The sequence below is a fragment of the Micromonospora humi genome, assembly GCF_900090105.1.
GTDB lineage: Bacteria > Actinomycetota > Actinomycetes > Mycobacteriales > Micromonosporaceae > Micromonospora > Micromonospora humi.
Genome location: NZ_FMDM01000005.1, coordinates 353,359 through 377,016 on the forward strand (window position 1 = coordinate 353,359; position 23,658 = coordinate 377,016).

The window sequence follows — 23,658 nt, forward strand, 5'->3', positions numbered from 1 at the left end:
CGCTCAGCGGAGCCCGGCGAAGAACTGCCGGATGTCGCCGACCAGCACGTCGGTCGCCTCGTGCGCGGCGTAGTGGCCGCCGACGCCGCCGCGCTGCCCGGGCCCGGCCGGGAAGGCGTGCCAGCTGACGATGTTGGTGTGATCGCGGTCGGCGAACCGGCGGATGGACTGGAAGTCGCCGGGGAACATCGCCAGCGCGGTCGGCGTCGTCGTCGGCCCGGTCGGCTGCTCGGCGGCGTGCGCGTCCTCCCAGTAGAACCGCATCGCCGAGGCGGCGGTGCCGGTGAACCAGTAGATCGCCACGTGGGCCAGGACGAAGTCCGGGTCGAGGCTCTCGTCGAGCAGTTGGGCGTTCCAGGCGAGCAGGCCGACCGGTGAGTCGGCCAGCGCGAACGCGAGGGTCTGCGGCTGCTGGCTCTGCACCTGGTTGAAGGAGAACTTGTTGTCGTAGAACCACTGGAGGTGCCGCAACGCGGCCTGGTCGGCCTCGGTCAGCCCCTCGAACTCCGCCGGGTCGCCGGACGGGAACGAGAAGAGCTGGGTGACGTGTACGCCGAGCACATGGTCCGGGTCGAGCCGGCCCAGCTCGGGCGAGACCATCGAGCCGGCGTCGTTGCCGACCGCGCCGTACCGGTCGTAGCCGAGGCGGGCCATCAGCGCGGCCCAGGCCCGGGCGGTGCGGAAGCGGTTCCAGCCGGCGCTGCGGGTCGGGCCGGAGAAGCCGAAGCCGGGCAGCGACGGGATCACCAGGTGGAACGCGGGCGCGTCCGGGTCGGTGGGCTCGGTGAGCGGGGCGATCACGTCCAGGTATTCGACCACGGAACCGGGCCAGCCGTGGGTGAGCAGCAGCGGAGTGGCGTCCGCCCGGGACGACCGGACGTGCAGGAAGTGGATCTCCTCGCCGTCGATCTCGGTGACGAACTGCGGGTGGGCGTTCAGTCGGGCCTCCACCGCCCGCCAGTCGAACTTCTCCCGCCAGTAGGTCGCCAGGGTGCGGACCCGGTCGGTCGGCATTCCGTAGGCGGTGCCGGCGTCGGGCAGCTCGTTCGGCCAGATGGTGCGGTCGAGCCGGTCGGCGAGGTCGTCGAGGGCGTGCTGGGGGACCTCGACGCGGAACGGGCGGAGGGTGGCGTCCGGCATGACATCTCCTTCAGAACGGAATGCTTCGTTCCGTTTGACAGTAGCAGAGCGGAACGATCCGTTCCACTGGTATCGTCGACCCATGCCGAACCCGACCGACAACCCGCCGCTGGCCGGCCGTCGCGCGCAGGCGGCGCGCAACGACGCCACGATCCTGGCGGCCGCCCGCGCGGTCTTCCTGGACGACCCGAAGGCGCCCATCGCTGCCGTCGCCGAACGGGCCGGCGTCGGCATCAGCGCCCTCTACCGGCGGTACGCCGGCAAGGAGGACCTGCTGCGCACGCTCTGCCACGACGGGCTGCTCCGGTTCGTCGCGGCGGCCGAGGAGGCCGCCGCCGAGCCGGACGACTGGGCCGCGTTCGCCGGCTTCCTGGAGCGGGTCGTCGACGCCGACGTGCACTCCCTGACCGTGCACCTGGCCGGCACCTTCACCCCGACCGAGGAGATGGGCCGGGCCGCGGTGCGGGCGAACGAGTTGGTCGACGGGCTCGTCGGGCGGGCGCGGAGATCCGGGCGGCTCCGGCCGGACGCGGTCACGCAGGACGTCGGACTGTTGCTGGAGGGGTGCGCGGCGATCCGCGTACCCGATCCGGACCGGACCCGGGAGCTGCGCCGCCGCCACCTCGCGGTGCTGCTGGCCGGCCTGGCTGCCGGCGGGCCGGCGCTGCCCGGGCCGCCGCCGGCCGCCGGAGAGCTCGACTGGCGGTGGCGGGCGACAGGTAAGTGACTCGGGTCACACCACTGGAGTTGAGCGGAATAGACTCAAGTCTGGTTGTGTCGTTCCCAGTGGACACGCCGATCCCGGGGGAGCCCATGAACACGGAACGTCTCACCACCAAGAGCCGCGAGACCATCACCGGTGCCGTCGCGCTGGCGAACCAGCGCGGTCACGCCACCGTGGAGCCCTGGCACCTGCTGCTGTCACTGCTGGACACGGACGGCTCGACCGCCGCCGGCCTGCTGCGCGCCGTCGGGGCCGACCCGGCCGAGCTGCGCCGGGTCGCGCTGCGCTCGGTCGACGCGCTGCCCGCCGCGCGCGGCTCCAGCCTCGCCGAGCCGACCCTGGCCCGCGAGTTCGTCAACGCCATCGGCGCCGCCGAGCAGATCGCCCGGCCGCTGGGCGACGAATACACCTCCACCGAGCACCTGCTGGCCGGGCTGGCCCGGGTCGGCGGCGCGGTCTCGGTCGCGCTGAAGAACGCCGGCGCCACCGAGGAGAACCTGGTCGCGGCGTTCCCGACCGTGCGAGGCGGCGACCGACGGGTCACCACCGCCGACCCGGAGCAGACCTACCAGGCGCTGGCCAAGTACGGCGTCGACCTCACCGCGAGCGCCCGCGACGGCAAGATCGACCCGGTGATCGGCCGGGACTCGGAGATCCGCCGGGTGATCCAGGTGCTGTCCCGGCGCACCAAGAACAACCCGGTGCTGATCGGCGAGCCGGGCGTCGGCAAGACCGCCATCGTGGAGGGCCTGGCCCAGCGGATCGTGGCCGGCGACGTCCCCGAGTCGCTGCGGGACAAGAAGCTCGTCTCGCTCGACCTCGGCGCGATGGTCGCCGGCGCGTCCTACCGCGGGCAGTTCGAGGAGCGGCTGAAGTCCGTCCTGGAGGAGATCAAGAACTCCGACGGGCAGGTCATCACGTTCCTGGACGAGCTGCACACCGTGGTCGGCGCCGGCAAGGGCGAGGGCTCGATGGACGCCGGAAACATGCTCAAGCCGATGCTGGCCCGCGGCGAGCTGCGGATGGTCGGTGCGACCACGCTCGACGAATACCGCGAGCACATCGAGAAGGACCCGGCGCTGGAGCGCCGCTTCCAGCCGGTGCTGGTCGGCGAGCCGACCATCGAGGACACCATCGGCATCCTGCGCGGGCTCAAGGAGCGCTACGAGGTGCACCACGGCGTACGGATCACCGACGCCGCGCTGGTCGCCGCCGCCGCGCTCTCCGACCGCTACATCACCGACCGGTTCCTGCCGGACAAGGCCATCGACCTGGTCGACGAGTCCGCGTCCCGGCTGCGCATGGAGATCGACTCGCGCCCGGTGGAGGTGGACGAGATCGAGCGGGCGGTACGCCGGCTGGAGATCGAGGAGATGGCGCTGGCCAAGGAGCCCGACGCCGCCTCCGCCGAGCGCCTGGAGCGGCTGCGCAAGGAGCTGGCCGACAAGCGCGAGCAGCTCACCGCGCTCTCCGAGCGCTGGCAGACCGAGAAGAGCCACATCACCAAGCTCTCCACCGCCAAGGAGGAGCTGGAGCGCCTCGGCGGCGAGGCCGAACGGGCCGAACGCGACGGCGAGCTGGAACGCGCCGCCGAGCTGCGGTACGGCCGGATCCCCGCGCTCCAGGGTGAGCTGAAGCAGGCCGAGGAGGAACTGGCCCGGCTCCAGGCCGACGGCGCGATGCTCAAGGAGGAGGTCGGCGCCGACGACATCGCCGCCGTGGTCGCCTCCTGGACCGGCATCCCGGCCGGCCGGCTGCTGGAGGGCGAGACCGCCAAGCTGCTGCGGATGGAGGAGTCGCTGGGCTCCCGGGTGGTCGGCCAGGCCGAGGCGGTCGGCGCGGTCTCCGACGCGGTCCGCCGCGCCCGCGCCGGCGTCGCCGACCCGGACCGCCCGACCGGCAGCTTCCTCTTCCTGGGCCCGACCGGTGTCGGCAAGACCGAGTTGGCCAAGGCGCTCGCCGAGTTCCTCTTCGACGACGAGCGGGCCATGGTCCGCATCGACATGAGCGAGTACGGCGAGAAGCACTCGGTGGCCCGGCTGGTCGGTGCCCCGCCCGGTTACGTCGGCTACGACGAGGGTGGGCAGCTGACCGAGAAGGTGCGTCGCCGGCCGTTCTCGGTGGTGTTGTTCGACGAGATCGAGAAGGCCCACCCGGACGTCTTCGACGTGCTGCTCCAGGTGCTCGACGACGGTCGGCTCACCGACGGCCAGGGCCGCACGGTGGACTTCCGCAACGCGATCCTGATCCTCACCTCGAACCTCGGCTCGGCGGTGATCAGCGACCTCACGCTGACCGAGGAGGAGCGCCGCGAGGGTGTGCTCGCGACGGTCCGATCGCACTTCAAGCCGGAGTTCCTCAACCGGCTCGACGACATCGTGGTGTTCGCCGCGCTCCAGGGCCAGGACCTGCGGGCGATCGTCGACATCCAGCTCGACCGGCTGCGGCGCCGGCTGGCCGACCGCCGGCTGGGCCTGGACATCACCGATCCCGCCCGCACCTGGCTGGCCGAGCACGGGTACGACCCGATCTACGGCGCCCGGCCGTTGCGCCGCCTGGTGCAGTCGGCCATCGGCGACCGCCTCGCCAAGGCGCTGCTGTCCGGCGACATCCGCGACGGCGACACCGTCCGGGTGGACCTCGCGGACACGAAGGACGCCCTGGCGGTCACCTCCGCCTGACCCGCACCACCCGACGAAGGCCCGGCCCTCCAGCCGGGCCTTCGCCCTGCCTGCCCCTCCGCCCCGCCCTCCCGCCCCTCCCCGTTGATCAAGGAGTTTGTGTCATCCGGGAGCACGGCGGGTGACACGAACTCCTTGATCGACGCCGGTGCGGGCCGGTGGGGGCGGGGTGGGCAGGGGTGAGGAGGGGGTGGGGTGGGCACATAGTGGGGTATGAGCGGGAAGCGGGAACTGGACCAGGCGGTGCGGGCGCTCGACGACGCGGACACCCTGGCGTTCGGCGGGGTCGGGTTCGCGGGGCAGGTCCTGCCCGCGACCGAGGCGTACCGGGTGCTGGAGCAGGAGTTGCGCGAGCAGCCGGAGGCGGCCCGGAAGCGCGTCGAACGGCTGCTGAAGAAGGGCACGCCGGCCGGTAAGGCCTACGCGGCGACGCTGTTGGAGGCGGTCGACCCGGCCGCCGGGCGGGACGCCTGGGAGCGGCTGCGCGGCGACGACGGCGAGTTCACCACGTTCAGCGGCTGTGTGATGGGTCGGACGACGCTGGGCGAGTACGCCGCCGAGCGCCTCGCCGACGGCTGACCGTAGCTGATCACACACTCAGCGAACAGCACTTCAGGCAAGGTGCGCGGGGTTGTTACCGTCTCCGCCGATGCACGTTGGGGGAGGCGAGTCGTGAACGGTTCGTTGGCGTACGTGGTGGCCACGCTGGGGTGTCTGCTCGGGGTGGCCGGTGTGGTGATCGCCGTGATCGCCCTGCGCAGGTCCCGGTCGGCGACACGTCCGAAGGCGGCGGCGCCCGGTGACCCGTTCCGGGACTCCGACGCGGACGCGTTGCGCGGCGACCCGCGCGCGCTCAAGCCCGGCGACATCGTCGAGATCCGCCAGGTCCCCTACACCGTGCGCGGCTCGGTGCACCTGGTCGAGGGCGGCTGGAGCTGGGCCGAGCACCTGCTCGACGACGCGGGCGGGGTGAAGCGCTGGCTCTCCGTCGAGGCGGAGCCGGACCTGGAGATGGTGCTCTGGGCCAGCGAGCCGGGGGCCACGATCACGCCGGGCGCCCCGACCCTGGAGATCGCCGGCCGGCGCTACAACTGGGACGAGTCCGGCCAGGCCCGCTACACCGCCACCGAGGGCACCGGGCTCGACCCGCGCGGCACCATGCGCTACCACGACTACCAGGCGCCCGGCGGTGCCCGGCTGTCGTTCGAGGCGTACGGCGAGGCCGGCTGGGAGGTGAACCTCGGTGAGGAGCTGCGCCGCGCCGAGGTGATGATCTACCCGCAGGGCGGCCCGGACCAGGTGAAGTGAGCGTGCTCGTCGCCCTTCGGACCCCGTACGTCGACAGCCGCGCCGCCGACCTGAGCCTGACCCTCGGCGGCCCGGAGCTGCCGGCGCTCGCCGTCCGCGACCTCGACCTGCCCGGCCGGCCACGGCTGCGGCTGCGCCTGCTCGGCGCCTCGCACCAGGTCGTCGCCGGCGCACTGACCGAAACGGTCGCCTGCCTGCCCGGCCGCCGGCCGCACCTGCCGGACACCCTGCACGACGCGACCGCCGGCTACCGCTTCACCGCCACCGTGCTCCGGCCGGCCGGCGACGGCCTGCGCACCCGGGTCGCGGCGCTCCGCGCCGAGCTGGCCGGCGACCCGTACGCGCTGGTCGGCGTGTTTCCCGGCGACGAGGACGCGGTCACCGCGCTCGCCGTCGCGCCCGACCCGCCGGACGGCGCGGTCGCGTGGCGCACCTGGCACGCCTACCCGCAGACCAACGAGCTGGTCCTGACCGAGACGGTGGTGGAGGAGCTGTGACGTACCGACGGTGGTTCGTGGTGGGCGTGGCGGTCGCCGTCGTCGGCGCCCTGGTCGCCGCCTTCGCGATCTTCTACGGCAACTTCTCGCCCCGCGGCTACGTGCAGGACCACTTCTCCCGGGCGTCCGGGCGGGACATCGGCTCGCAGGCGATCGCGTACACCTCGAACAAGTCGCCCAGCCAGGTGTCGAAGGAGATCACCGACACCTGGCAGCCGGCCGACCAGTACGTCGACGGCAGCGGCGTCTACCTGCGCTACGACGACGACTCGGTGGTGATCCTCCCGCTCGCGGTCGGCTCGGTGATCCTGCTGGAGCGGATGAGAACCGCGTATCCCCGGTACCACGGCGTCGTCGGCAACAGCTGGGGCTGGGGCCGAGGCAGCACCGTCCGGGGCGGCGGCCCCGGCGCCGGCAAGTAGCCCGTCCGACCCCCTCACCCTGGAGTAGTCCCTGTGGAGCATCTCGTCACCGACCTGCTGGTCACCCTCGCCTACGGCGTGGTCGGCGTGGTCCTGATGGCCGTCGGTTACCTGCTGGTCGACCTGGCCACCCCCGGCAAGCTCCACGAGCTGATCTGGGTCGAACGCAACCGCAACGCCACGCTGCTGCTCGCCTCCAACCTGCTCGGCGTCGGCACCGTGGTGGTCGCCGCGATCGTGGCCAGCGACGACGACTTCGCGCTCGGGCTGGTCGGCGCCGCGGCGTACGGGATCCTCGGTCTGGTGATCATGGCGGCGGCGTTCGTGCTGCTCGACGTGGCCACCCCCGGCAAGCTCGGCGAGCTGCTGGTCGACCCGGAGCCGCACCCGGCGGTCTGGATCTCCGCCACCGTGCACGTCGCCACCGGCGCGATCATCGCCGCCGCGATCAGCTGATGACCGGACCGGCCGCCGCCGCGAAGGCGAAGGACAAACGGAGTACGGCGGTGGTCTGGACCGTCGTGCTCGGGCTGTTCGTCGGCGTGCCCTGCGCCATCGGGATCGTCAACGGGGGCGAGAGCACCGACGTGTCCGCGCCGACGACCGAGCAGCGCACCGCCACCGTGCCGCTGCTGGCGTCCGCGTTCGAGGCCCAGGGCGTCTGCTACGGCTGGCGGCTCTACGACTGGAGCACCGAGATCAGCGTCGGCTCCAACCTGGGCGACGGCACGTCGGTGCGGGACGACCCGCGCTGCCCGCGCTGGATCGAGGTCTCCGCCGCCGTCCGTTACACCTCCTCCAGCAGCGAGTCGCAGGACTCGGCGAGCATCGGCGTCGACGGTTCCCCCGACATCGAGCGGGCCGACCTCTACCCGATCGCCTCCGGGCTGGGCCGGTTCGGGCTGGACGCGGACGCGTTCGTCGACGAACCCGGCTGGGCGATCACCCGGGCGACCACCGTGCTGCCGCTGCTCGCCGCCGAGGTCGGCCTGGCCGATCCGGCACCCACCGCCGCGACCCCGGCGTCGTCCGGCACGCCGGCCCCGCTGCCGAGCGCCGGCAACGACCTGCTGCGGGACCGCTGGGGCTGGCTGCTCACCGCCGCCGTCCTGCTGCTGGTCGCCGCGCTGTTCATCACGGTGGGCGTGCGGCAGCGCCGCCGGGCGACCGCTCCGGGTCGCGGCACGGCGGCGGGCGCGCCGAGCGGGAGCGGTCGGCAGCCTCGGGGACCGGTGACCGCGCAGCGCCCCGGGGCGGGCGTCGCCGGGCGTACCCGGGAGGGAGCGTGACCGTCGACGCGCCCGCGCGGCCGCGGTGGCGCGCGGCCCGCGCGGCGGTCCTGCTAGCGGTCTTCGTCTGCGCGGCCTGCGGCCTGGTGTACGAGCTGGCGCTGGTCGCGCTCGGCAGCTACCTGATCGGCGACGCGGTCGGCCAGGCGTCGATCGTGCTCGGCGTGATGGTCTTCGCGATGGGCGTCGGCGCGCTGGTGGCGAAGCCGTTGCAGTCCCGGGCGGCGGCCGCGTTCGCCGCGATCGAGCTGACCCTGGCGCTGCTCGGTGGCCTCTCCGTGCTCGGGCTCTACGCGGCGTTCGCCTGGCTCGACCTCTACGGCCCGGCGCTGGTCGGCACCGCGTTCGTGCTCGGGCTGCTGATCGGCGCGGAGATCCCGCTGCTCATGGTGATGCTGCAACGCATCCGGGAGCAGTCCGCCGGCAGCGCGGTGGCCGACCTGTTCGCCGCCGACTACGTGGGCGCGCTGCTCGGCGGGCTGGCCTTCCCGTTCCTGCTGATGCCGGTCTTCGGCCAGCTCAAGGGCGCGCTCGTGGTCGGCGCGGTGAACGCGGTCGCCGGCGTCGCGCTGGTCCTCACCGTGTTCCGCGACGAACTCGGCCGCCGGGCGCGGGTCGGCCTCTGCGCCGGCTCCGTCGTGGTCGGGCTCCTGCTGGGGTACGCGTGGGTCACCGCCGGAGACTTCGAGGTGACCGCCCGCCAGCAGCTCTACCGCGACCCGGTGGTGCACGCCGAGCGCAGCCGCTACCAGGAGATCGTGCTGACCCGGTCGGTGCGGGAGGTCGGCCACGCCGACACCGACCTGCGGCTGTTCCTCAACGGCGACCTCCAGTTCAGCTCCGTCGACGAGTACCGCTACCACGAGGCGCTGGTGCACCCGGCGATGCGCGGGCCGCACGGCGACGTGCTGGTGCTCGGCGCCGGTGACGGGCTGGCCGCGCGGGAGATCCTCAAGTACCCGGACGTGCGGTCGGTGACGCTCGTCGACCTCGACCCGGCCGTGGTGTCGCTGGCCCGCAGCGAGCCGCAACTGCGCGACCTGAACCGCCGGTCGCTCACCGACCCCCGGGTGCGGGTGCTCAACCTGGACGCGTTCGGCTGGCTGCGGACCGCCACGCAACGCTTCGACGTGGTGATCGCCGACCTGCCCGACCCGGACGAGACGGCCACCGCGAAGCTCTACACCGTCGAGTTCTACTCGCTGGTCCGCCCGGTGCTGGCCCCCGGCGGCCGGCTCGTCGTGCAGTCCGGGTCGCCCTACTTCGCGCCCCGGTCGTACTGGTCGATCGAACGGTCGGTGCGGGAGGCGGGCTTCGCCACCGTGCCTTACCACGTCGACGTGCCGAGCTTCGGCGACTGGGGCTTCGTGCTCGCCGCGCCCGGTGGCACCGCCCCCGAGCTGGCGCTGCCGGCCGACGTGCCGCCGCTGCGCTTCCTCACCCCGGCGGTGCTCGCCGCCGCCGCCACGTTCCCCGCCGACCGGGGCCGGGTCGACGTGCCGGCCTCGACGTTGTTGCAGCCCAGGGTGCTGGAGTACGCCCGCGAGGAGTGGCGCGGCTACTAGGTTTCGGGGCATGCGGTCACACCACCGGCTGGCCCGTCGGCTGCCGACCCGGGCGATCGACGCGGCCGCGTACCTCCAGGCGTTCGTGCTGTCCGGCGTGGTCACCGTGCTGGCCGTACGGGCGTACCTCCAGGCCACGAACTACCCGCAGCTCGGCGGCGGTGGGCTGCACATCGCGCACGTGCTCTGGGGTGGCCTGTTGCTCGTCGTCGGCCTGGGGATCGCGCTGGTCTTCCTCGGCGGCGGCCCGCGCACCGCCGGGGCGGTGGTCGGCGGCGTCGGGTTCGGGCTCTTCATCGACGAGGTGGGCAAGTTCGTCACCGCCCGCACCGACTACTTCTACGCCCCGGCCGCCGCCATCATCTACGTCGCGTTCGCCCTGCTGGTCCTGCTCACCCAGGCGGTACGCGGACGCACCGGCCGGTCCCGGCTGACCCCGCCCGAACGCACCGCCAACGCGCTGGACGTGGTGCTCAGCGGACTGCCCGGCGGGCTGACCGACCGGCGTCGCGCCGCCGTGCTGCGCCTCGTGCGGGGCACCGGGCCGGCCACCGAGGCGGCGGTCGCCCAGTTGCTCGACGCGGTGCCCCGCCGGGAACCACCGCCGGTGCGGTTCTGGCAGCGCGGCGTCGAGTGGGCCCGGCGACTCGCCGCCTGGGCGGTCGACCAACGCTGGCTGGTCTGGCCGGTGGTGGTCTGGCTGGTGGCGGAGCCGGTGGTGACCGTGGTGGCGGTGATCCTCGACGGCGTGACGGGCGCGCTGGACCAGGAGCGGGAATGGGGCGCGGTGCTCGGCGTCAGCGCCACCGCGCTGGTCACCGCCGTGCTGAGCCTGCGGGCGGCCTGGCTGCTGCGTCGCGACCGGACGCAGGCGTTCCGGCTGTTCAAGCTGGCACTGCTGGTCGACCTGCTGTTCGGGCAGGTCTTCAACTTCACGGTCAACCAGTTCGGCGCGGTCTTCGCGGTCGCGCTGGACCTGGCGCTGCTCGGCGTGGTCACCGCCGAGCACCGGCGGCTGCGCCGCGCCGCCGACCGCTGAGCCCTTCTACCGTGCCCACCTGGTCCGACATCGCTACGGTGGTCATCTGATCCAGGGAGGGAGAATCATGGTCGATGCTCCGGGCACCACGCCCCGCGCGCGTCCCAGTGTGGTGACGCTTTCCAGTTGGCTGCTCATTCTCGTCGCCGTCATCCAGGTGCTGAACCTGATCGTGACGCTGGCCGTCATCGGCAAGATCCGCGACGTGCTCAAGGACGCGTACGCCGGCACGTCGGCCGAGTCGGCAGGTGACCTCGCGTACGCCTTCACCATCGGCTCGTCGGTGCTGACGCTGCTGCTCGCGATCGGTCTGGTCGTGCTCGCGCTGCTGAACAACCGGGGGCGCAACGTCTCCCGGATCATCACCTGGGTGGTGGGCGGGATCCTGCTCTGCTGCACCGGTGGCAGCCTGCTCAACGGCGTCTCCGGCGGCATGATGGGCGGCGGCGGCAACGCCAACGGTGACCTGCCCAGCACGCAGGAGATCCAGCGCCGGCTGGAGGACGCGCTGCCGTCCTGGTACGCCCCGGTCAGCCTGCTGCTCGGCATCGTCGCGCTGCTCGCCCTGCTGGGCGCGCTGATCCTGCTGGCGCTGCCGAAGGCGAACGAGTTCTTCCGCAAGCCGAAGGCGGCCTGGGAGCCGCCGGTCCCGGGTGGCGCCTACCCGGCGTACCCGTCGACCCCGGGCCAGTCCGCCGAGCCGGGTTACCCGTCGACCCCGGGCCAGTCGGGCGACCCGGCGTACCCGTCGACGCCGGGGCAGCCGACCACGCCGCCGGCGACGCCCGGTGACCAGCCGCCGGCCGGTCCGACCGGTCAGCCGGGCGAGCGGCGCGACCCGGAGCCGCCACCCGGAAGTTGACGCCCGGATAACAGCGACGCCGACGATCCCTCCGAGTAGGTTGCTTCCCAACGCCTACCGGAGGGATCCGTCGTGTCGTACCCCGATCGGGCCGCGCCCCGCCGGCCGGCCACGGTCGTCGCGGCGGTGGCGGTGCTGCTGCTGATGGCGGTCGGCGCCGTGGCGTACGCGGCGACGAACCTGGCGGTGGCCGGCGGCACGGTCGAGAGGTTCCGGGCCGCCGCGGCGGAAACCGACGCGGGCGGCGGCGACGTCGACCGGGTGGCCGGCCTGCTGCGCGGTTCGACAGTGCTGGCCGCCGTGCTCGGCGTGCTGGCCGCAGCGCTGCTGGTCGGGCTCGCGCTCGGTCTGTTCGCGGGTCGCCCCGGCGCGCGGGTGGCCACCTGGGTGGTCGCCGGGCTGGGCCTGCTCTGCGGTTGCTGCGGTCTCGCGGTGCTGGTCGGGCAGCGGGCCGCCCCGCTGCGGCTCGGCGCCGACGACCGGGTCACCGCCGACCTGCTGGGGCTGGCCGGCGACGCGTACCCGGCGTGGTGGATCCCGGTGAACGCGGCACTGTCGGTGGCGCAGATCCTCGGCTACCTGGTGGTGGCCGCGCTGCTCACGTTGCCCTCGGCCAACCACTTCCTGCACCGCCACCGGCCCTCGGCGGGTCGGCCGCCCGGTCCGCCGACCGGCTACGGCGCGACCGCGTCCGGCGCTCCCGTGGCCGGGCCGACGCCCTGGGGCCCGCCGCCCGGCCTGACCTCGCCGTCGGCGCCACCGGCGTCCGCTCCGCCGCCCGCGTCCACCCCGCCCGCGCCACCGCCACCCCCGTCCGCGCGGCCGTCCACCACGTCCGCGCCGCCGCCCCCGTCCACGCCGGCCGCGCCGCCGCCGGCCGGGCCGCCGTCACCTCCGGAGGACCGCGCATGACCGGCGCATCCCCGCCCGCCCGCCGCTGCGCCGTGGTCACCGGCGCCAGTCTGGGCATCGGCGAGGCGTTCGCGCGCCGGCTCGCCGCCGACGGCTGGGACCTGGTGCTGGTGGCCCGGGACTTCGCCCGGCTCGATGCCCTGGCGACCGAGCTGACCGGGCGGCACGGCGGCGAGGTACGGACGATCCCGGCCGATCTGTCCACGGACGACGGTTGCGCCGTGGTGGAGCGCCGGCTGACCGACGGCCCGCCGGTGCACCTGCTGGTGAACAACGCCGGGATCAGCCTCAACACCCCGTTCGTCCGGTCGACAGTTCCGGACGAGTCCCGGCTGGTGCGGCTCAACGTGCTGGCGGTGCTCCGGCTGACCCACGCGGCGCTCGGCCCGATGATCGAACGGGGCGAAGGGGCAGTGATAAATGTCTCTTCGGTTGCGAGTTTCGGCGTCCCCATGCCGGGATCGACCTATTCGGCCAGCAAGGCGTGGGTGACGAATTTCAGTGAATCGATCGGCCAGTCGGTGGCACCGCTCGGTGTGCGGGTGATGGCCCTCTGCCCCGGCTACACACGCACCGGCAACCACGAGCGCGCCGGCATCGACATGTCGCGCCTGCCGGCCTGGGCCTGGCTGCGGGCCGACGAGGTAGTCGACGAAGGCCTGCTTGACCTGCGTAAAGGCAAGCTGGTGAGCGTTCCGGACTGGAAGTACAAGGTGGCCGTGGCCGGGCTCCGGCACGCCCCGAAGCGGCTGCTGCGACGCTTCACGCGGGACACCCGGGGTCGGGTCGACCGGGCGCGAGACTGACCGGACACGGTGCGGTCGGTCGGCTCCGGGCGGCGGCGGACCGGGATGGACGGTCGCACAGCGTAGCCGGGCATCGCCACTCATCGGTCGCCCGCCGGGTGGACCGCGGTGGACCCCACGGACGGCGCACAGACTCGCGAAGTACGCTCTCTTGCCATGGGGGACCACGACGACCTGCGTAAATTCATCACTGACCTGGCCGTGGTCCACGGTCGGGTCGTGCTCTCATCGGGCCGCGAGGCGGACTGGTACGTCGATCTGCGTCGCGTCACGCTCCATCACCAGGCCGCCCCGCTGATCGGCCGGGTGATGCGCGACCTCACCGCGGACTGGGCGTACGACGCGGTCGGCGGGCTGACCCTCGGTGCCGACCCGGTGGCCGTCGCGATGCTGCACGCCTCGGCCGGCACGGAACGTCCGCTGGACGCCTTCGTGGTCCGCAAGGAGGGCAAGGCGCACGGCCTCCAGCGTCGCATCGAGGGGCCGGACGTGGCCGGGCGTCGCGTCCTGGCGGTGGAGGACACCTCGACGACGGGCGGAAGTGTGTTGACCGCCATCGAGGCGTTGCGTGCGGCCGGGGCGGAAGTCGTGGGCGTTGCGGTTATTGTTGATCGAGGTGCCGGCGACGCGGTGCGAGCCGCCGGATTGCCTTATCGGGCGGCCTATACGTTGGCTGACCTTGGCCTTGTGGCCTAAAAGTTTGCCGATTCGGATCTGCTGATATGCAGGCGGATCGATGCTGCTGGTGGAAGGATGGAATACGTGGGAACTGCGTTGGCTGAAATGACCATGCCTCAGATCTCGCCGCTTGCCGGCGAGCCGATCGAACGCGCCGATGCCGAGCGGCTCGCGGGGGTCCTCAAGGCCCTCGCCGACCCCGCCCGGCTGCGGCTGCTCAGCCTGATCCAGTCGGCTCCCGAGGGGGAGGCGTGCGTGTGTGACCTCACCGCGCCGCTCGGCCTCTCGCAGCCGACGGTCAGCCACCACCTGCGCATCCTCACCGAGGCCGGCTTGCTGGAGCGGGAGAAGCGCGGGGTCTGGGCGTACTACCGGCTGGTGCCGACCGCGATCGCGACGATCGCGGATCTGCTCACCCCGCCGCGGAAGCGGGCCACCAAGAAGGCTCGCTGACGTCCCGGCCCGTCCGTGGACGGGCCGGCCGGCCGAGGTCCCGGCGCGATGACACGCGCGCCGGATCCGACGGACGTCCCGTCGGCGTGATCGGTGGCGTGCCAGGGGTGGCGCCATCAGTCACACGTTGACGTCCTCGGTGCCTCGATTCGACAGGTCATGCGCGAAGGCCGGCCCCCGCCCGGGGGCCGGCCTTCGGTGTCCGTGCCGGTCAGTGGCGGTGCTGACCGCCGTGCCCGTGCGGGTTGTCGTCGCCGTCGAGGGCGTCGCGGGCCGCGTCCACGGCACCGGCGGCGGTCGCCGCGGCGATCACCGCGACCGCCTCGCCGCGCTTGCGCGCCCTCCGGTCGCGGAGGAACTCAAAGAAGATCGGCAGCACCGAGATCAGGATGATCAGCGCGACCACCGGCAGGATGTACCGGTCGATCTTGTCGCCGATGGCGTCGTAGATCTGGCGGGCCAGCAGGTAGCCGATCAGCAGGATGCCGTCCACCCAGAGGACCGCGCCGACCACGTTCCACACGAAGAACTGCCGGGCCGGCATGCCGAGCACCCCGGCCACCGGGTTCAGGAACGTCCGCACGATCGGGATGAAGCGGGCCAGCACCACGGCCTTGGCCGGGCCGAACTTCTGGAAGTAGTACTCCGCCTTCGCCACGTACTCCCGCTTGAACAGGCGGGAATTGGGCTTGTCGAACATGCGCCGGCCGTAGCGCGCGCCGAGCCAGTGCCCGAGCTGGGCGCCGGCGATCGCGCAGATCGGGCCGCCGATCATCAGCCCGGCCAGCGAGAGCCGGGTGCCGTCACCGAAGATGGCGTCGGCCACCGGGGAGGCGGCCACCCCGGCCAGGAAGAGCAGCGAGTCGCCCGGGAAGAAGAAGCCGACCAGCAGACCGGTCTCGGCGAACAGGATCGCCCAGACGCCGATCATCCCGAAGGTGTGGATGAGGTCCTTCGGGTCGAGCGGATTCAACGCCACGTTCTCGGAGATCATCCGGGTCTTCTCAGCTGTGTCCACGGCCACAAAGGGTACCCGGGCCCGGTCCGGCCGCGCGGCGGACCGGGTCACCTCCTCACAGGCGCGGGTCGACGGGCTCCGACTCGCAGGCGAGGATCGCGAAGACCAGCTCGTGCCGACGCCAGAGCGGGGCGTCCTCGGCCAGCGCGTCCAGAGCGGCCAGACCCAGACCGTGCTCACGCAGGGCCAACCCGCGCTTACGGCCCAGCGAACGCCGGCGCAGCGCGGCGAGCTGCGCCGGCTCGGTGTAGCCGGGACCGTAGATGATCCGCAGGTACTCCCGGCCCCGGCACTTGATCCCCGGCTGGAGCAGGGCACCCTTCGGCGTGCGCGCGGCCAGGCCCGCGTACGGCTTGACCACCATGCCCTCGCCGCCGGAGGAGGTCAGCGCCAGCCACCAGTCGGTCGCGGCCGTCACCGCCGCCTCGTCGGCCAACTCCACCACCAGCCGCCGGGTCGGCGTGAAGAACTCCGGGTCGGCCGCCCGGAGCCGGTCCGCCAGCGCCAGGTGCCAGCCGTGGTCGCGGTCCGCGTAACTCACCCCGGCCCCGGCCAGCACCGCGAACGGCGCCAGCGTCACCCCGCGCAGCCCGTCGGTCGGCCCGACGTACGCCCGGTACGCCGCCGAGTACGCCGTCACCTCGGCCGCCCGCTCGGCCATCCGGGCCCGCAACCCGTCCACCGGCAGCCCTCGCCCGGCCGCGGCGTCCACCGTGGCCAGCACCGCGGGCAGCGCCGCCCGGCCGGCCGCGCCGACCCCGGCGTACTGCTCGCGGATCAGCCCGCCCGCCTTCGCCGACCAGGGCAGCAGCTCCGCGTCGAGCAGCAGCCAATCGGTGTCCAACTCGGCCCAGAGGCCGGCGGTGGTGACCGCCGCGCGGACCCGGGCCAGCAGCTCCTCGTCCAGCGGCGGACCGAAGAACGGCCGACCGGTACGGGTGTGCACGACGCCACCGCCGAACCGGCCCGGCTCCCGCTCCACCAGCACCACGGCCCGCGAGCCCATGTGCTTCTCCTCGCAGACCACCCGCTCCACACCGGCCGCGCGGTAGTCGGCGAACGCCTGCGCCGGGTGCTCCAGGAACCCCTCCACCGTCGACGTCGAGCAGGGCGCCATCGTCGGCGGCAGCCACACCAGCCGGCCCGGATCGACCGCGAACCGGCTCATCACCTCCAGCGCGGCGGCGGCGTTCTCGGCCGGCACGGTCAGCGACCCGTACGCGTGCGTGAGGTGCCGGCGACCGGTCACGTCGGCCAGGTCCAGCACCGTGTCCGGCCGCGCCGGCGTCGGCGGGACCAGCGGGCGGGCCGGCGCGTACCACTCCCGCTCGGCCGGCACCGCCACCAGCTCCTTCTCCGGGTAGCGCAGCGCGGTCAGCTTCCCGCCGAACACGCAACCGGTGTCCAGGCAGATGGTGTTGTTGACCCACTCCGGCTCCGGCGTCGGCGTGTGCCCGTACACGACCATGGCCGAACCCCGGTAGTCGCGCGCCCACGGGTAGCGCACCGGCAGGCCGTACTCGTCGGTCTCGCCGGTCGTCTCGCCGTACAGCGCGAACGACCGCACCCGGCCGGACGCCCGGCCGTGGTAGGCCTCCTTGAGCCCGGCGTGCGCCACCACCAGCCGGCCGCCGTCCAGCACGTAGTGGCTGACCAGGCCGTCGATGAACGTCTCCGCCTCGGCGACGAACTCCGCCGGCTCCGCGGCGAGCTGCGCCATCGTCTCGGCCAGGCCGTGGGTGAGCCGCACGTCCCGGCCGCGCAGCTTGCGCAGCAGCTTCTGCTCGTGGTTGCCCGGCACGCAGATCGCGTGGCCGGCCGCCACCATGCCCATCACCAGGCGGAGCACGCCGGGCGAGTCCGGACCGCGGTCCACCAGGTCACCGACGAAGACCGCGGTACGCCCGGCGGGGTGCGTCGCGTCCACCGGGCGGCCGGCGTCGTCGCGGCGCAGCGCGTAACCGAGCCGGGACAGCAGCGCCTCCAGCTCGCTGCGGCAGCCGTGCACGTCACCGATCACGTCGAACGGGCCGGTCAGCTCCCGCCGGTCGTTGAACAGCCGCTCGTAGCGGACCTCGGCGGCGTCGATCTCCGCCACCCCGCGCAGCACGTGCACCTTGCGGAAGCCCTCCCGGGCCAGCCGCCCGTACGACTGCCGCAGGTCACGGCGCATCCGGGTGAGCACCGGCCGGCCGTGCGTGCGGTCGGCGCGCGCCTCGGTGCGATCCCAGGCCACCGCCTCCGGCACGTCCAGCACGATCGCCACCGGCAGCACGTCGTGCTCCCGGGCCACCCGGATCAGCCCGGCCCGGGCGTGCGGCTGGAGGTTCGTCGCGTCCACCACGGTCAGCCGGCCCCGCCGCAGCCGGATGCCGGCCACGTGGTGCAGCGCGTCGAACGCGTCGGCGGACGCGGACTGGTCGTTCTCGTCGTCCGCGACCAGCCCACGGAACATGTCCGACGACAGCACCTGGCTGGGCGCGAAGTGTCGGCGGGCGAACGTCGACTTGCCGGCGCCGGAGACGCCGACCAGCGCCACCAGCGCCAACTCGGGAATGTCCAGCACGGTCATCGGTCCGTCTCCTCGTTCCGGTCGTCGCGGGTGAACACCGCCAGCTGGGTCGGCGTGCCCACCTCCGGGTCGGCGTCGCCGACACCCGTGATCGTGGCGGTGTAGCCGTGCGCCGCCGCGACCCGCTCCACCCAGGCGGCGAACTCCGCCCGGGTCCACTCGAACCGGTGGTCGGCGTGCCGGAACCGGCCGGCCCCGAGCCCCTCGTAGCGGACGTTGTACTCCACGTTCGGCGTGGTCACCACCACCGTGCCGGGCCGGGCGTGGCCGAACACCGCGTCCTGGAGCGCCGGCAGCCGGGGCGGGTCCAGGTGCTCGACCACCTCCATCAGCACCGCCGCGTCGTAGCCGCGCAGCCGGTCGTCCCGGTAGGTCAGCGCCGACTGGCGCAGCCGGATCCGCTCCCGCTGCCGCTCCGGCAGCCGGTCGAGGCGCAGCCGCCGGGCCGCCACGGCGAGCGACCGGTCGGCCACGTCGACGCCCACCACCTCGGTGAACCGCCGGTCGGCCACCAGCGCGCTGAGCAGCGCGCCGCCGCCGCAACCCAGGTCCAGCACCCGGCTCGCGCCGCTGTCCCGCAGCGCGCCGAGCACCGCCTCGCGCCGGAGCACGGCCAGCGGGGCCCGATGCGTCGCCGTGGCCCCGGCGCCGTCGGCGGCCGGGTCGACGCTGTCGTCGGCGGGCGGCTCGTCGGCCGGGTGCAGGGCGGTCAGGCGGGCCAGCGCCGCGCCGGCCAGCGCCCGGCGGTGCGCCAGGTAGCGGCGGATGATCAGACCCCGCTCCGGGTGCCCGGCCAGCCAGCCGGAGCCGGCCCGCAGCAGCTTGTCCACCTCGTCCGGGGCGACCCAGTAGTGCTTGGCGTCGTCCAGCACCGGCAGCAGCACGTACAGGTGGTTGAGGGCGTCGGCGAGCCGCAGCGAACCGGTGAGCGTCAGGTCCACGTAGCGGCTGTCACCCCACTCCGGGTACGCCTCGTCGAGCGGGATCGGGGTGGCCGTCACGGTCCAGCCGAGCGGGGCGAAGACCCGTACCGCCAGGTCGGCGCCGCCACGGCAGCGCAGCACCGGCACCCGCACGGTGAGCGGGATCGCGGTGGCGGCCAGCTCGGGCCGGTCCCGGGACTCCCCGCGCAGCGCCGAGCGGAACACCTTCGCCAGCGCGGAGGAGAGCAGGCTGGAGGCCGCGTACGCGCGGTCGTTGACGTACTGCCCGAGGGTGAAGCCCTCCGGCGCGGTCGCCTGCCGGCGACCCCGGCCACCGCCCAGCTTGAGCGGGTCCACCTCGACCAGCAGCGCCGCCGTGCACCGCGCCTCGTCCGCCTCGGGATAGAACACGTGCGCGGCGCCGGCGGGCAGGTCGAAGCTCTGCACGCGGTCCGGGTGCTTGACGAGGAGGTGGCCGAGGTCGGTGGCGGGGTGGTGGGTCGTGGTGAGGGTCAGCAGCACGTGGTTGATGTTCCTTGCTCTTGCTTCGTCTGTCGTGGGGGTTTCCGGGCTTCCCCGGAACCTGTCGTGGTCGGTCCTCGTCGATACCCGTGCCGTCTCTGGAGTTGGGGCCGGGTAGGACGGTGCCCCGCCGACCTCGGGTCGACGGGGCACCTTGTGGTTTCTCGGGTCAGGCGACGAAGTGGGTCCGGCGGCGGCGGGAGACCACGTAGCCGGCGGCGCCACCGACGAGCAGCAGCGCGCCGACGCCGGCGATCAGGCCGGTGGAGGAACCGGTGATCGGCAGCGTGCCGCCGCCACCCTGGCCGCCCTCGGCGGCGGCGACGACCAGCGCGGCGGTGTCGTTCTTCGGGTTCAGGTCGGCGACCTGGCCCTTGTCGCCGAGGTCGAAGTGACGCAGCTGCACCTTGCCCGGCGCGCCGCCCGCCTCGACGATCTTCAGGCCGAAGGCGAAGACCGCCGCGTCACCCTTGTGCAGCACGTCGTACCACTCGCAGGAGTAGACGCGCGCGCCCGGCTCGCCGTAGCCCCCGGTCGGCTCCTCGAGGGTGCCCGGCGAGCACCCCTCGGGGGCCTTGACGACCTTCGCGCCGGCCGGAACGGTCACCTGGGCGATGGTGACGACCTCGCCCGGCGTGAAGGTGTTGGCCATGGCCGGGCCATTGTTCACGAAGCCGACCTCGGCGGTGACCGTACGGCCGGGCGTACCCGGCAGTTCGGCGCCGGTGGCGGCGAGATCGGCCCGCTGGTTCCCGGTCACGTCGACCTCGACGGACGTCACGTTGTTGGTCGGGTCGTTGTCGGTCTGCCGCAGCGACCTGGCCTGCGCCGACGGCGCCGGCACCAGCGTGAGCGCGGCCCCGCTGCCCGGCTGCCAGCCGTCCGGCGGCAGGACGTCCGCGGCGAACTCCTCGAAGTCGGCCCCGGTGAACCAGAAGGCCGAACCGTACTGGCGGCTCGGCGCCCAGGCGTCACCGGCGATCTTCAGGGCCGAGGAGCTGTCGAGCTGCCGGGCCGCACCCGCCGGAATGTCGTCGTCGAAGCGGCACACGGTCAACGTCGAGCCGAAGTCGACGACCGAGGAGCAGTTGCGGTAGCTCGTGGTCGGCGTCAGCGTCGGCATGGTGGCCAGCAGCAGCACCGTCCCGTGCACGGCACGGTCGCCGATGTTCGCCACACCGAGCGAGGTCCGGACCGTGGCGCCCGGGGCGCCGGTCAGGCCGAGCCGCTCCGGCGCCCGAAGGTCCACGCCCTCGCCGATCTCCACGGTCGACCGGGTGCTGACCGCCTTGCCGCCCTTGGGCGCCAGGCTCAGCAGCAGGTCGCCCTTGGCGCCCTCCTCGGCCTCGTCCTTCGCCCTGACGGTCAGGTCGAGCACGTAGTCGATGACGTCGGCGCCCTTGAGTTGGCAGGTGAGGACGCCCGCGGTGTCCGCGCAGCCGGGCATCCGGTCGGTCAGGGTGACGTCGGCGAAGGCGTCGACCGCGCGGTGGTCGACGGTGACGGTGACGTCCTTCGGCAGCGCCTCGGTGAAGGCGTAGAGGGTGACCGCCTTGGCCGGACCGCCCGGCGCGACGATCGCGTCGTTGGCGTAGAGCAGCAGGTCGTCCGCGGGCGGCTCGGGGAGCGCGGGCGGGGCGGCGAGCGCGGGAGTGGCGGAGGCGGCGACGAACGCGCCTACGACGCCCAACCCGGCGAACCAACGCCGGGTGGAGTTGCTGAGCATGCGGGGGTCCTCCCGTGGGGGTGATCAGGTGGAGCCCGTGGAGCTTAAGGATTCCTTAAACCGTTCCGCTCGCCCCGACGCCGAACATTGACCGAACGGTTGATCAACACCGCCGCAACGTTTCGGGTGTCCGTACCCGTCCATGGATCGGGACACCGGGAGGTGCAGTGACGTACGAGGAGTTCGCCGACGCGCGGCTGGGCGCCCTGCTGCGGTACGCGGTCATGCTGACCGGCGATCCGCACCAGGCCCAGGATCTGGTGCAGGACACCATGGTCCGGGCCCAGCTCCACTGGCGGCGGGTGGCCCGCAGCGACGCGCCGGAACGGTACGTGCGCCGGATGCTGACCAACCAGTTCGTCGACTGGCGGCGCGGCTCCTGGGCGCGCCGGGTGTTCCTGCGCGGCGAGCCGGACGACTCGGTGCCCGCGTCGACCGATCACGCCCAGTCCGCGGTGGACCGTGACCAGGTCTGGTCCTGGCTCTCAGGGTTGCCCCGGCGGCAACGCGCGGCTCTGGTGCTGCGCTACTACGAGGACCTGCCCGACGCGGAGATCGCCGACGTGCTCGGGTGCGCCGTCGGCACCGTCCGGTCCAGCATCTCGCGCGCCCTGGCCACGCTCCGAGCCGAACACGTGGAGGTCTGCTGATGATCGAGCACGAGTTGCGGGCCACGTTCGCCCGGCACGAGGAGTTGGCCCCGCCCGCCGGTCCGGTCCGGGCCGCCATCGACCGGGCGGTGCACCGTCGTCGTCGGCGTCGTCGGGTGGGCACGGCGGGCGCGGCGCTGGCCGCGATCGCCGTGGCGCTGGTCGGCTTCACCGTGGTCGTCCCCCGCCCGCCGGAGTCAGTCCGCCTGGGTGCGCTGCCGGCGTCGCCGACCCCGAGTGGCGCGGTGAACCTGCTCCTGCTGGGCGTCGACCAAGCGGGCGCGAACCGGCGCGCCGACTCGATCCTGCTGGTGCACGTGCCGGCAGACCGGAGCCGGCTCTACCTCGTCTCCATTCCGCGTGACCTGCTGATGCCGCGGCCCGGCGGCGGGGAGGCCGACAAGCTGAGCTGGACCTTCGGCCGCGCCTCCGGAGAGACGGGGAACCTGACCGCCGGCTACCGGGCTACCCGCCAGGCGGTCGACCGGCTGACGGGAGTGCCGGTCGACGCCGGCGCGGTGCTCACCTACCGGGCGACGCGCACGTTGACGGACTCGGTCGGCGGCGTACAAGTCTGCCTGCCGGAGCCGGTGCGCTCGGCGCACACCGGGCGGCGCTACCCGGTCGGCTGCCAGCGGCTCGACGGCACCGAGGCGGTGGACCTGCTCCGGCAGCGGTACGGCCTGCGCGACGGCGCGCTGGACCGGGACCGCAACGCCGCTCGGTACGCCGCCGGTCTGCTCCGGCAGCTGCGGGAGCAGGGCACGGCGACGAGTCCGGTCCGGCTCAGCCGGCTGATCAGCGAGGTCGCCCCGACCGTCACGGCCGACACCGGTGACCTGTCCCTGGCGGCGCTGTCCGCGGTGGTCGCATCCGCCGGCGGCGCCGACCCGCTCGCGCTCGCCCTGCCGGTGCGGGCCCGCGAGAATCCGACCGGGTACGGCTTCGAGCCGGATCCGGTGCTGGCCCCGAGCCTGCTGGAGGCGCTGCGCGCCGACCGGATGGCGGGGTGGGTCACCGCCCATCCGGCGCAGGTCACCCGTCTGCGTTGAGCCGCCCTCAGCGGTAGTCGTCCTCGTCGGCGGTGACCACCCGGGCCTGCTCCATGGCGTCCCAGTCGTCGACCTCCAGGCCCCGGTGCGGCTCCCCGTCGGCGTCGTCACTGACCGGTGCGGCCTGCTCGACCGCGTCGGCCGGCTCCGCCTCGGGATCCCGCTCCTCCGGAGCGAGGTGGTCGCTCGGGGTGAAGTCCTCGTCGGGCTGTCCCATCGTCCCTCCCTGCGTCTCGTGCGGGCGTCTTTCCCCACCGTACGGGCTGGTCCGGGCCACCGCTCGGAGCCGGGCGAACGGTGGAGTCGGCGATTGTCCCCTCCCCGCCGCGCGGCCGGTGCCAGGATGGTGGGGTGGGCTTCCTGATCCGGCTGGCGATCACCGCGGTCGCGTTGTGGGTCGCGACGCTGATCGTGCCCGGCGTGGAGGTGAGCGGTCGCAACGGTGGCAACACCGTCTTCACCCTGATCGTGGTGGCGCTCGTCTTCGGCGTGGTCAACGCGGTGCTCAAGCCGCTCATCAAGGTGTTCGGCTGCGTGTTCTACCTGCTCACGCTCGGCCTGTTCGCGCTCGTGGTGAACGCCCTGCTGTTCCTGCTCACCGACTGGATCGCCGGCCTGTTGAAGCTGCCGTTCCACGTGGACGGCTTCTGGGCCGCGTTCTGGGGTGCCATCGTGGTGTCGGTGGTGAGCTGGCTGATCAGCGTCGCCGTGCCGGACCGGCTGGAGGAGCGGTGAGCGGTGCCCGGGTCGGTTGTGCCTCGCGTTCGCTCCTACGGGATACTTCCCGCGGTGGACAGCGCGGTCCGGCGCACCCGAGGA

At 73.4% G+C, this 23,658-nt stretch carries 23 protein-coding genes and 1 pseudogene; 18 read left to right on the forward strand and 6 right to left on the reverse strand.

Annotation, left to right across the window (positions count from 1 at the left end; translation table 11 throughout):
* Window positions 1–3: 3 nt before the first annotated feature.
* Window positions 4–1,140 (reverse strand): epoxide hydrolase family protein, encoded by a 1,137-nt coding sequence (locus tag GA0070213_RS12395; RefSeq protein WP_091062126.1) that lies wholly within the window; start codon window positions 1,138–1,140, stop codon window positions 4–6.
* Between the two features lie 82 nt (window positions 1,141–1,222).
* Between GA0070213_RS12395 and GA0070213_RS12400 the strand changes: the two genes are divergently transcribed.
* From GA0070213_RS12400 to GA0070213_RS12470, 15 genes and pseudogenes are all read left to right on the forward strand, one after another.
* Window positions 1,223–1,867 carry a TetR/AcrR family transcriptional regulator gene (locus GA0070213_RS12400; RefSeq protein WP_091062128.1) on the forward strand — a complete coding sequence of 215 codons (645 nt, stop codon included), beginning with the start codon at window positions 1,223–1,225 and terminating at the stop codon, window positions 1,865–1,867.
* Between the two features lie 86 nt (window positions 1,868–1,953).
* Complete coding sequence (clpB, locus tag GA0070213_RS12405) at window positions 1,954–4,545, forward strand: ATP-dependent chaperone ClpB (RefSeq protein WP_091062129.1); 2,592 nt, start codon at window positions 1,954–1,956, stop codon at window positions 4,543–4,545.
* Window positions 4,546–4,758: 213 nt separating this feature from the next.
* Window positions 4,759–5,124 (forward strand): hypothetical protein, encoded by a 366-nt coding sequence (locus tag GA0070213_RS12410; RefSeq protein ID WP_091062131.1) that lies wholly within the window; start codon window positions 4,759–4,761, stop codon window positions 5,122–5,124.
* 93 nt (window positions 5,125–5,217) lie between these two features.
* Complete coding sequence (locus GA0070213_RS12415) at window positions 5,218–5,853, forward strand: DUF4178 domain-containing protein (protein ID WP_091062133.1); 636 nt, start codon at window positions 5,218–5,220, stop codon at window positions 5,851–5,853.
* A 2-nt stretch (window positions 5,854–5,855) separates the two neighbouring features.
* A complete protein-coding gene (locus tag GA0070213_RS12420) occupies window positions 5,856–6,350 on the forward strand; it encodes a DUF2617 family protein (protein WP_091062425.1) in 495 nt (164 codons plus the stop codon).
* A complete protein-coding gene (locus GA0070213_RS12425) occupies window positions 6,347–6,772 on the forward strand; it encodes a DUF4247 domain-containing protein (RefSeq protein WP_091062134.1) in 426 nt (141 codons plus the stop codon). The genes GA0070213_RS12420 and GA0070213_RS12425 overlap by 4 nt, the downstream gene beginning before the upstream one ends.
* A 33-nt stretch (window positions 6,773–6,805) precedes the next feature.
* On the forward strand, window positions 6,806–7,228 hold the full coding sequence (locus tag GA0070213_RS12430; RefSeq protein ID WP_091062136.1) for a DUF350 domain-containing protein: 423 nt from the start codon (window positions 6,806–6,808) through the stop codon (window positions 7,226–7,228).
* Complete coding sequence (locus tag GA0070213_RS12435; protein ID WP_091062138.1) at window positions 7,228–8,061, forward strand: hypothetical protein; 834 nt, start codon at window positions 7,228–7,230, stop codon at window positions 8,059–8,061. The genes GA0070213_RS12430 and GA0070213_RS12435 overlap by 1 nt, the downstream gene beginning before the upstream one ends.
* A complete protein-coding gene (locus tag GA0070213_RS12440) occupies window positions 8,058–9,626 on the forward strand; it encodes a polyamine aminopropyltransferase (RefSeq protein WP_091062141.1) in 1,569 nt (522 codons plus the stop codon). The genes GA0070213_RS12435 and GA0070213_RS12440 overlap by 4 nt, the downstream gene beginning before the upstream one ends.
* Window positions 9,627–9,666: 40 nt before the next feature.
* Complete coding sequence (locus GA0070213_RS12445; protein ID WP_175441326.1) at window positions 9,667–10,665, forward strand: hypothetical protein; 999 nt, start codon at window positions 9,667–9,669, stop codon at window positions 10,663–10,665.
* A gap of 67 nt (window positions 10,666–10,732) precedes the next feature.
* Window positions 10,733–11,527 carry a hypothetical protein gene (locus GA0070213_RS12450; RefSeq protein WP_091062146.1) on the forward strand — a complete coding sequence of 265 codons (795 nt, stop codon included), beginning with the start codon at window positions 10,733–10,735 and terminating at the stop codon, window positions 11,525–11,527.
* A gap of 72 nt (window positions 11,528–11,599) precedes the next feature.
* Window positions 11,600–12,196 (forward strand): annotated as a pseudogene (locus tag GA0070213_RS12455) (hypothetical protein); the annotation flags it as partial.
* A gap of 239 nt (window positions 12,197–12,435) precedes the next feature.
* Complete coding sequence (locus GA0070213_RS12460; RefSeq protein WP_091062147.1) at window positions 12,436–13,245, forward strand: SDR family NAD(P)-dependent oxidoreductase; 810 nt, start codon at window positions 12,436–12,438, stop codon at window positions 13,243–13,245.
* Between the two features lie 156 nt (window positions 13,246–13,401).
* Window positions 13,402–13,941 (forward strand): orotate phosphoribosyltransferase, encoded by a 540-nt coding sequence (pyrE, locus tag GA0070213_RS12465; protein ID WP_091062149.1) that lies wholly within the window; start codon window positions 13,402–13,404, stop codon window positions 13,939–13,941.
* A 57-nt stretch (window positions 13,942–13,998) separates the two neighbouring features.
* Window positions 13,999–14,376, forward strand: coding sequence for an ArsR/SmtB family transcription factor (locus tag GA0070213_RS12470; protein WP_007073957.1), 378 nt, complete (start codon window positions 13,999–14,001; stop codon window positions 14,374–14,376).
* 211 nt (window positions 14,377–14,587) lie between these two features.
* Here GA0070213_RS12470 and GA0070213_RS12475 read toward each other — a convergent pair whose 3' ends face one another.
* The 4 genes from GA0070213_RS12475 to GA0070213_RS12490 form a co-directional block, all read right to left on the reverse strand.
* The gene (locus GA0070213_RS12475) at window positions 14,588–15,370 is read right to left on the reverse strand and encodes a DedA family protein (protein ID WP_091062427.1); all 783 of its coding nucleotides are present in this window, start codon (window positions 15,368–15,370) and stop codon (window positions 14,588–14,590) included.
* A gap of 79 nt (window positions 15,371–15,449) precedes the next feature.
* Window positions 15,450–17,966 (reverse strand): polynucleotide kinase-phosphatase, encoded by a 2,517-nt coding sequence (locus GA0070213_RS12480; RefSeq protein WP_091062152.1) that lies wholly within the window; start codon window positions 17,964–17,966, stop codon window positions 15,450–15,452.
* Window positions 17,963–19,411, reverse strand: a complete 1,449-nt coding sequence (locus tag GA0070213_RS12485) for a 3' terminal RNA ribose 2'-O-methyltransferase Hen1 (RefSeq protein WP_091062153.1) — start codon at window positions 19,409–19,411, stop codon at window positions 17,963–17,965. Before GA0070213_RS12485 ends, GA0070213_RS12480 begins: the two co-directional genes overlap by 4 nt.
* 169 nt (window positions 19,412–19,580) lie before the next feature.
* Entirely contained in the window at window positions 19,581–21,137 is a 1,557-nt protein-coding gene (locus GA0070213_RS12490) for an LPXTG cell wall anchor domain-containing protein (protein WP_091062154.1), read from the reverse strand.
* A gap of 167 nt (window positions 21,138–21,304) precedes the next feature.
* Between GA0070213_RS12490 and GA0070213_RS12495 the strand changes: the two genes are divergently transcribed.
* Window positions 21,305–21,787, forward strand: a complete 483-nt coding sequence (locus tag GA0070213_RS12495) for a SigE family RNA polymerase sigma factor (protein ID WP_091062156.1) — start codon at window positions 21,305–21,307, stop codon at window positions 21,785–21,787.
* Window positions 21,787–22,839, forward strand: coding sequence for an LCP family protein (locus tag GA0070213_RS12500; protein WP_091062158.1), 1,053 nt, complete (start codon window positions 21,787–21,789; stop codon window positions 22,837–22,839). Before GA0070213_RS12495 ends, GA0070213_RS12500 begins: the two co-directional genes overlap by 1 nt.
* 7 nt (window positions 22,840–22,846) lie before the next feature.
* On the opposite strand, the gene GA0070213_RS12505 is transcribed toward GA0070213_RS12500, so the two are convergent.
* Window positions 22,847–23,056 carry a hypothetical protein gene (locus tag GA0070213_RS12505; RefSeq protein ID WP_091062160.1) on the reverse strand — a complete coding sequence of 70 codons (210 nt, stop codon included), beginning with the start codon at window positions 23,054–23,056 and terminating at the stop codon, window positions 22,847–22,849.
* Between the two features lie 134 nt (window positions 23,057–23,190).
* On the opposite strand from GA0070213_RS12505, the gene GA0070213_RS12510 reads away from it, so the two are divergent.
* Window positions 23,191–23,574, forward strand: coding sequence for a phage holin family protein (locus GA0070213_RS12510; RefSeq protein ID WP_091062162.1), 384 nt, complete (start codon window positions 23,191–23,193; stop codon window positions 23,572–23,574).
* The last annotated feature ends 84 nt before the right edge of the window (window positions 23,575–23,658 follow it).

Coding starts and splice junctions, on each gene's coding strand:
- GA0070213_RS12475 (WP_091062427.1), bottom strand. CDS start 15,370: ATGATCTCCGAGAACGTGGCGTTGAATCCGCTCGACCCGAAGGACCTC.
- GA0070213_RS12470 (WP_007073957.1), top strand. CDS start 13,999: ATGGAATACGTGGGAACTGCGTTGGCTGAAATGACCATGCCTCAGATC.
- GA0070213_RS12435 (WP_091062138.1), top strand. CDS start 7,228: ATGACCGGACCGGCCGCCGCCGCGAAGGCGAAGGACAAACGGAGTACG.
- clpB (WP_091062129.1), top strand. CDS start 1,954: ATGAACACGGAACGTCTCACCACCAAGAGCCGCGAGACCATCACCGGT.
- GA0070213_RS12400 (WP_091062128.1), top strand. CDS start 1,223: ATGCCGAACCCGACCGACAACCCGCCGCTGGCCGGCCGTCGCGCGCAG.
- GA0070213_RS12460 (WP_091062147.1), top strand. CDS start 12,436: ATGACCGGCGCATCCCCGCCCGCCCGCCGCTGCGCCGTGGTCACCGGC.
- GA0070213_RS12480 (WP_091062152.1), bottom strand. CDS start 17,966: ATGACCGTGCTGGACATTCCCGAGTTGGCGCTGGTGGCGCTGGTCGGC.
- GA0070213_RS12505 (WP_091062160.1), bottom strand. CDS start 23,056: ATGGGACAGCCCGACGAGGACTTCACCCCGAGCGACCACCTCGCTCCG.
- GA0070213_RS12490 (WP_091062154.1), bottom strand. CDS start 21,137: ATGCTCAGCAACTCCACCCGGCGTTGGTTCGCCGGGTTGGGCGTCGTA.
- pyrE (WP_091062149.1), top strand. CDS start 13,402: ATGGGGGACCACGACGACCTGCGTAAATTCATCACTGACCTGGCCGTG.
- GA0070213_RS12500 (WP_091062158.1), top strand. CDS start 21,787: ATGATCGAGCACGAGTTGCGGGCCACGTTCGCCCGGCACGAGGAGTTG.
- GA0070213_RS12450 (WP_091062146.1), top strand. CDS start 10,733: ATGGTCGATGCTCCGGGCACCACGCCCCGCGCGCGTCCCAGTGTGGTG.
- GA0070213_RS12395 (WP_091062126.1), bottom strand. CDS start 1,140: ATGCCGGACGCCACCCTCCGCCCGTTCCGCGTCGAGGTCCCCCAGCAC.
- GA0070213_RS12410 (WP_091062131.1), top strand. CDS start 4,759: ATGAGCGGGAAGCGGGAACTGGACCAGGCGGTGCGGGCGCTCGACGAC.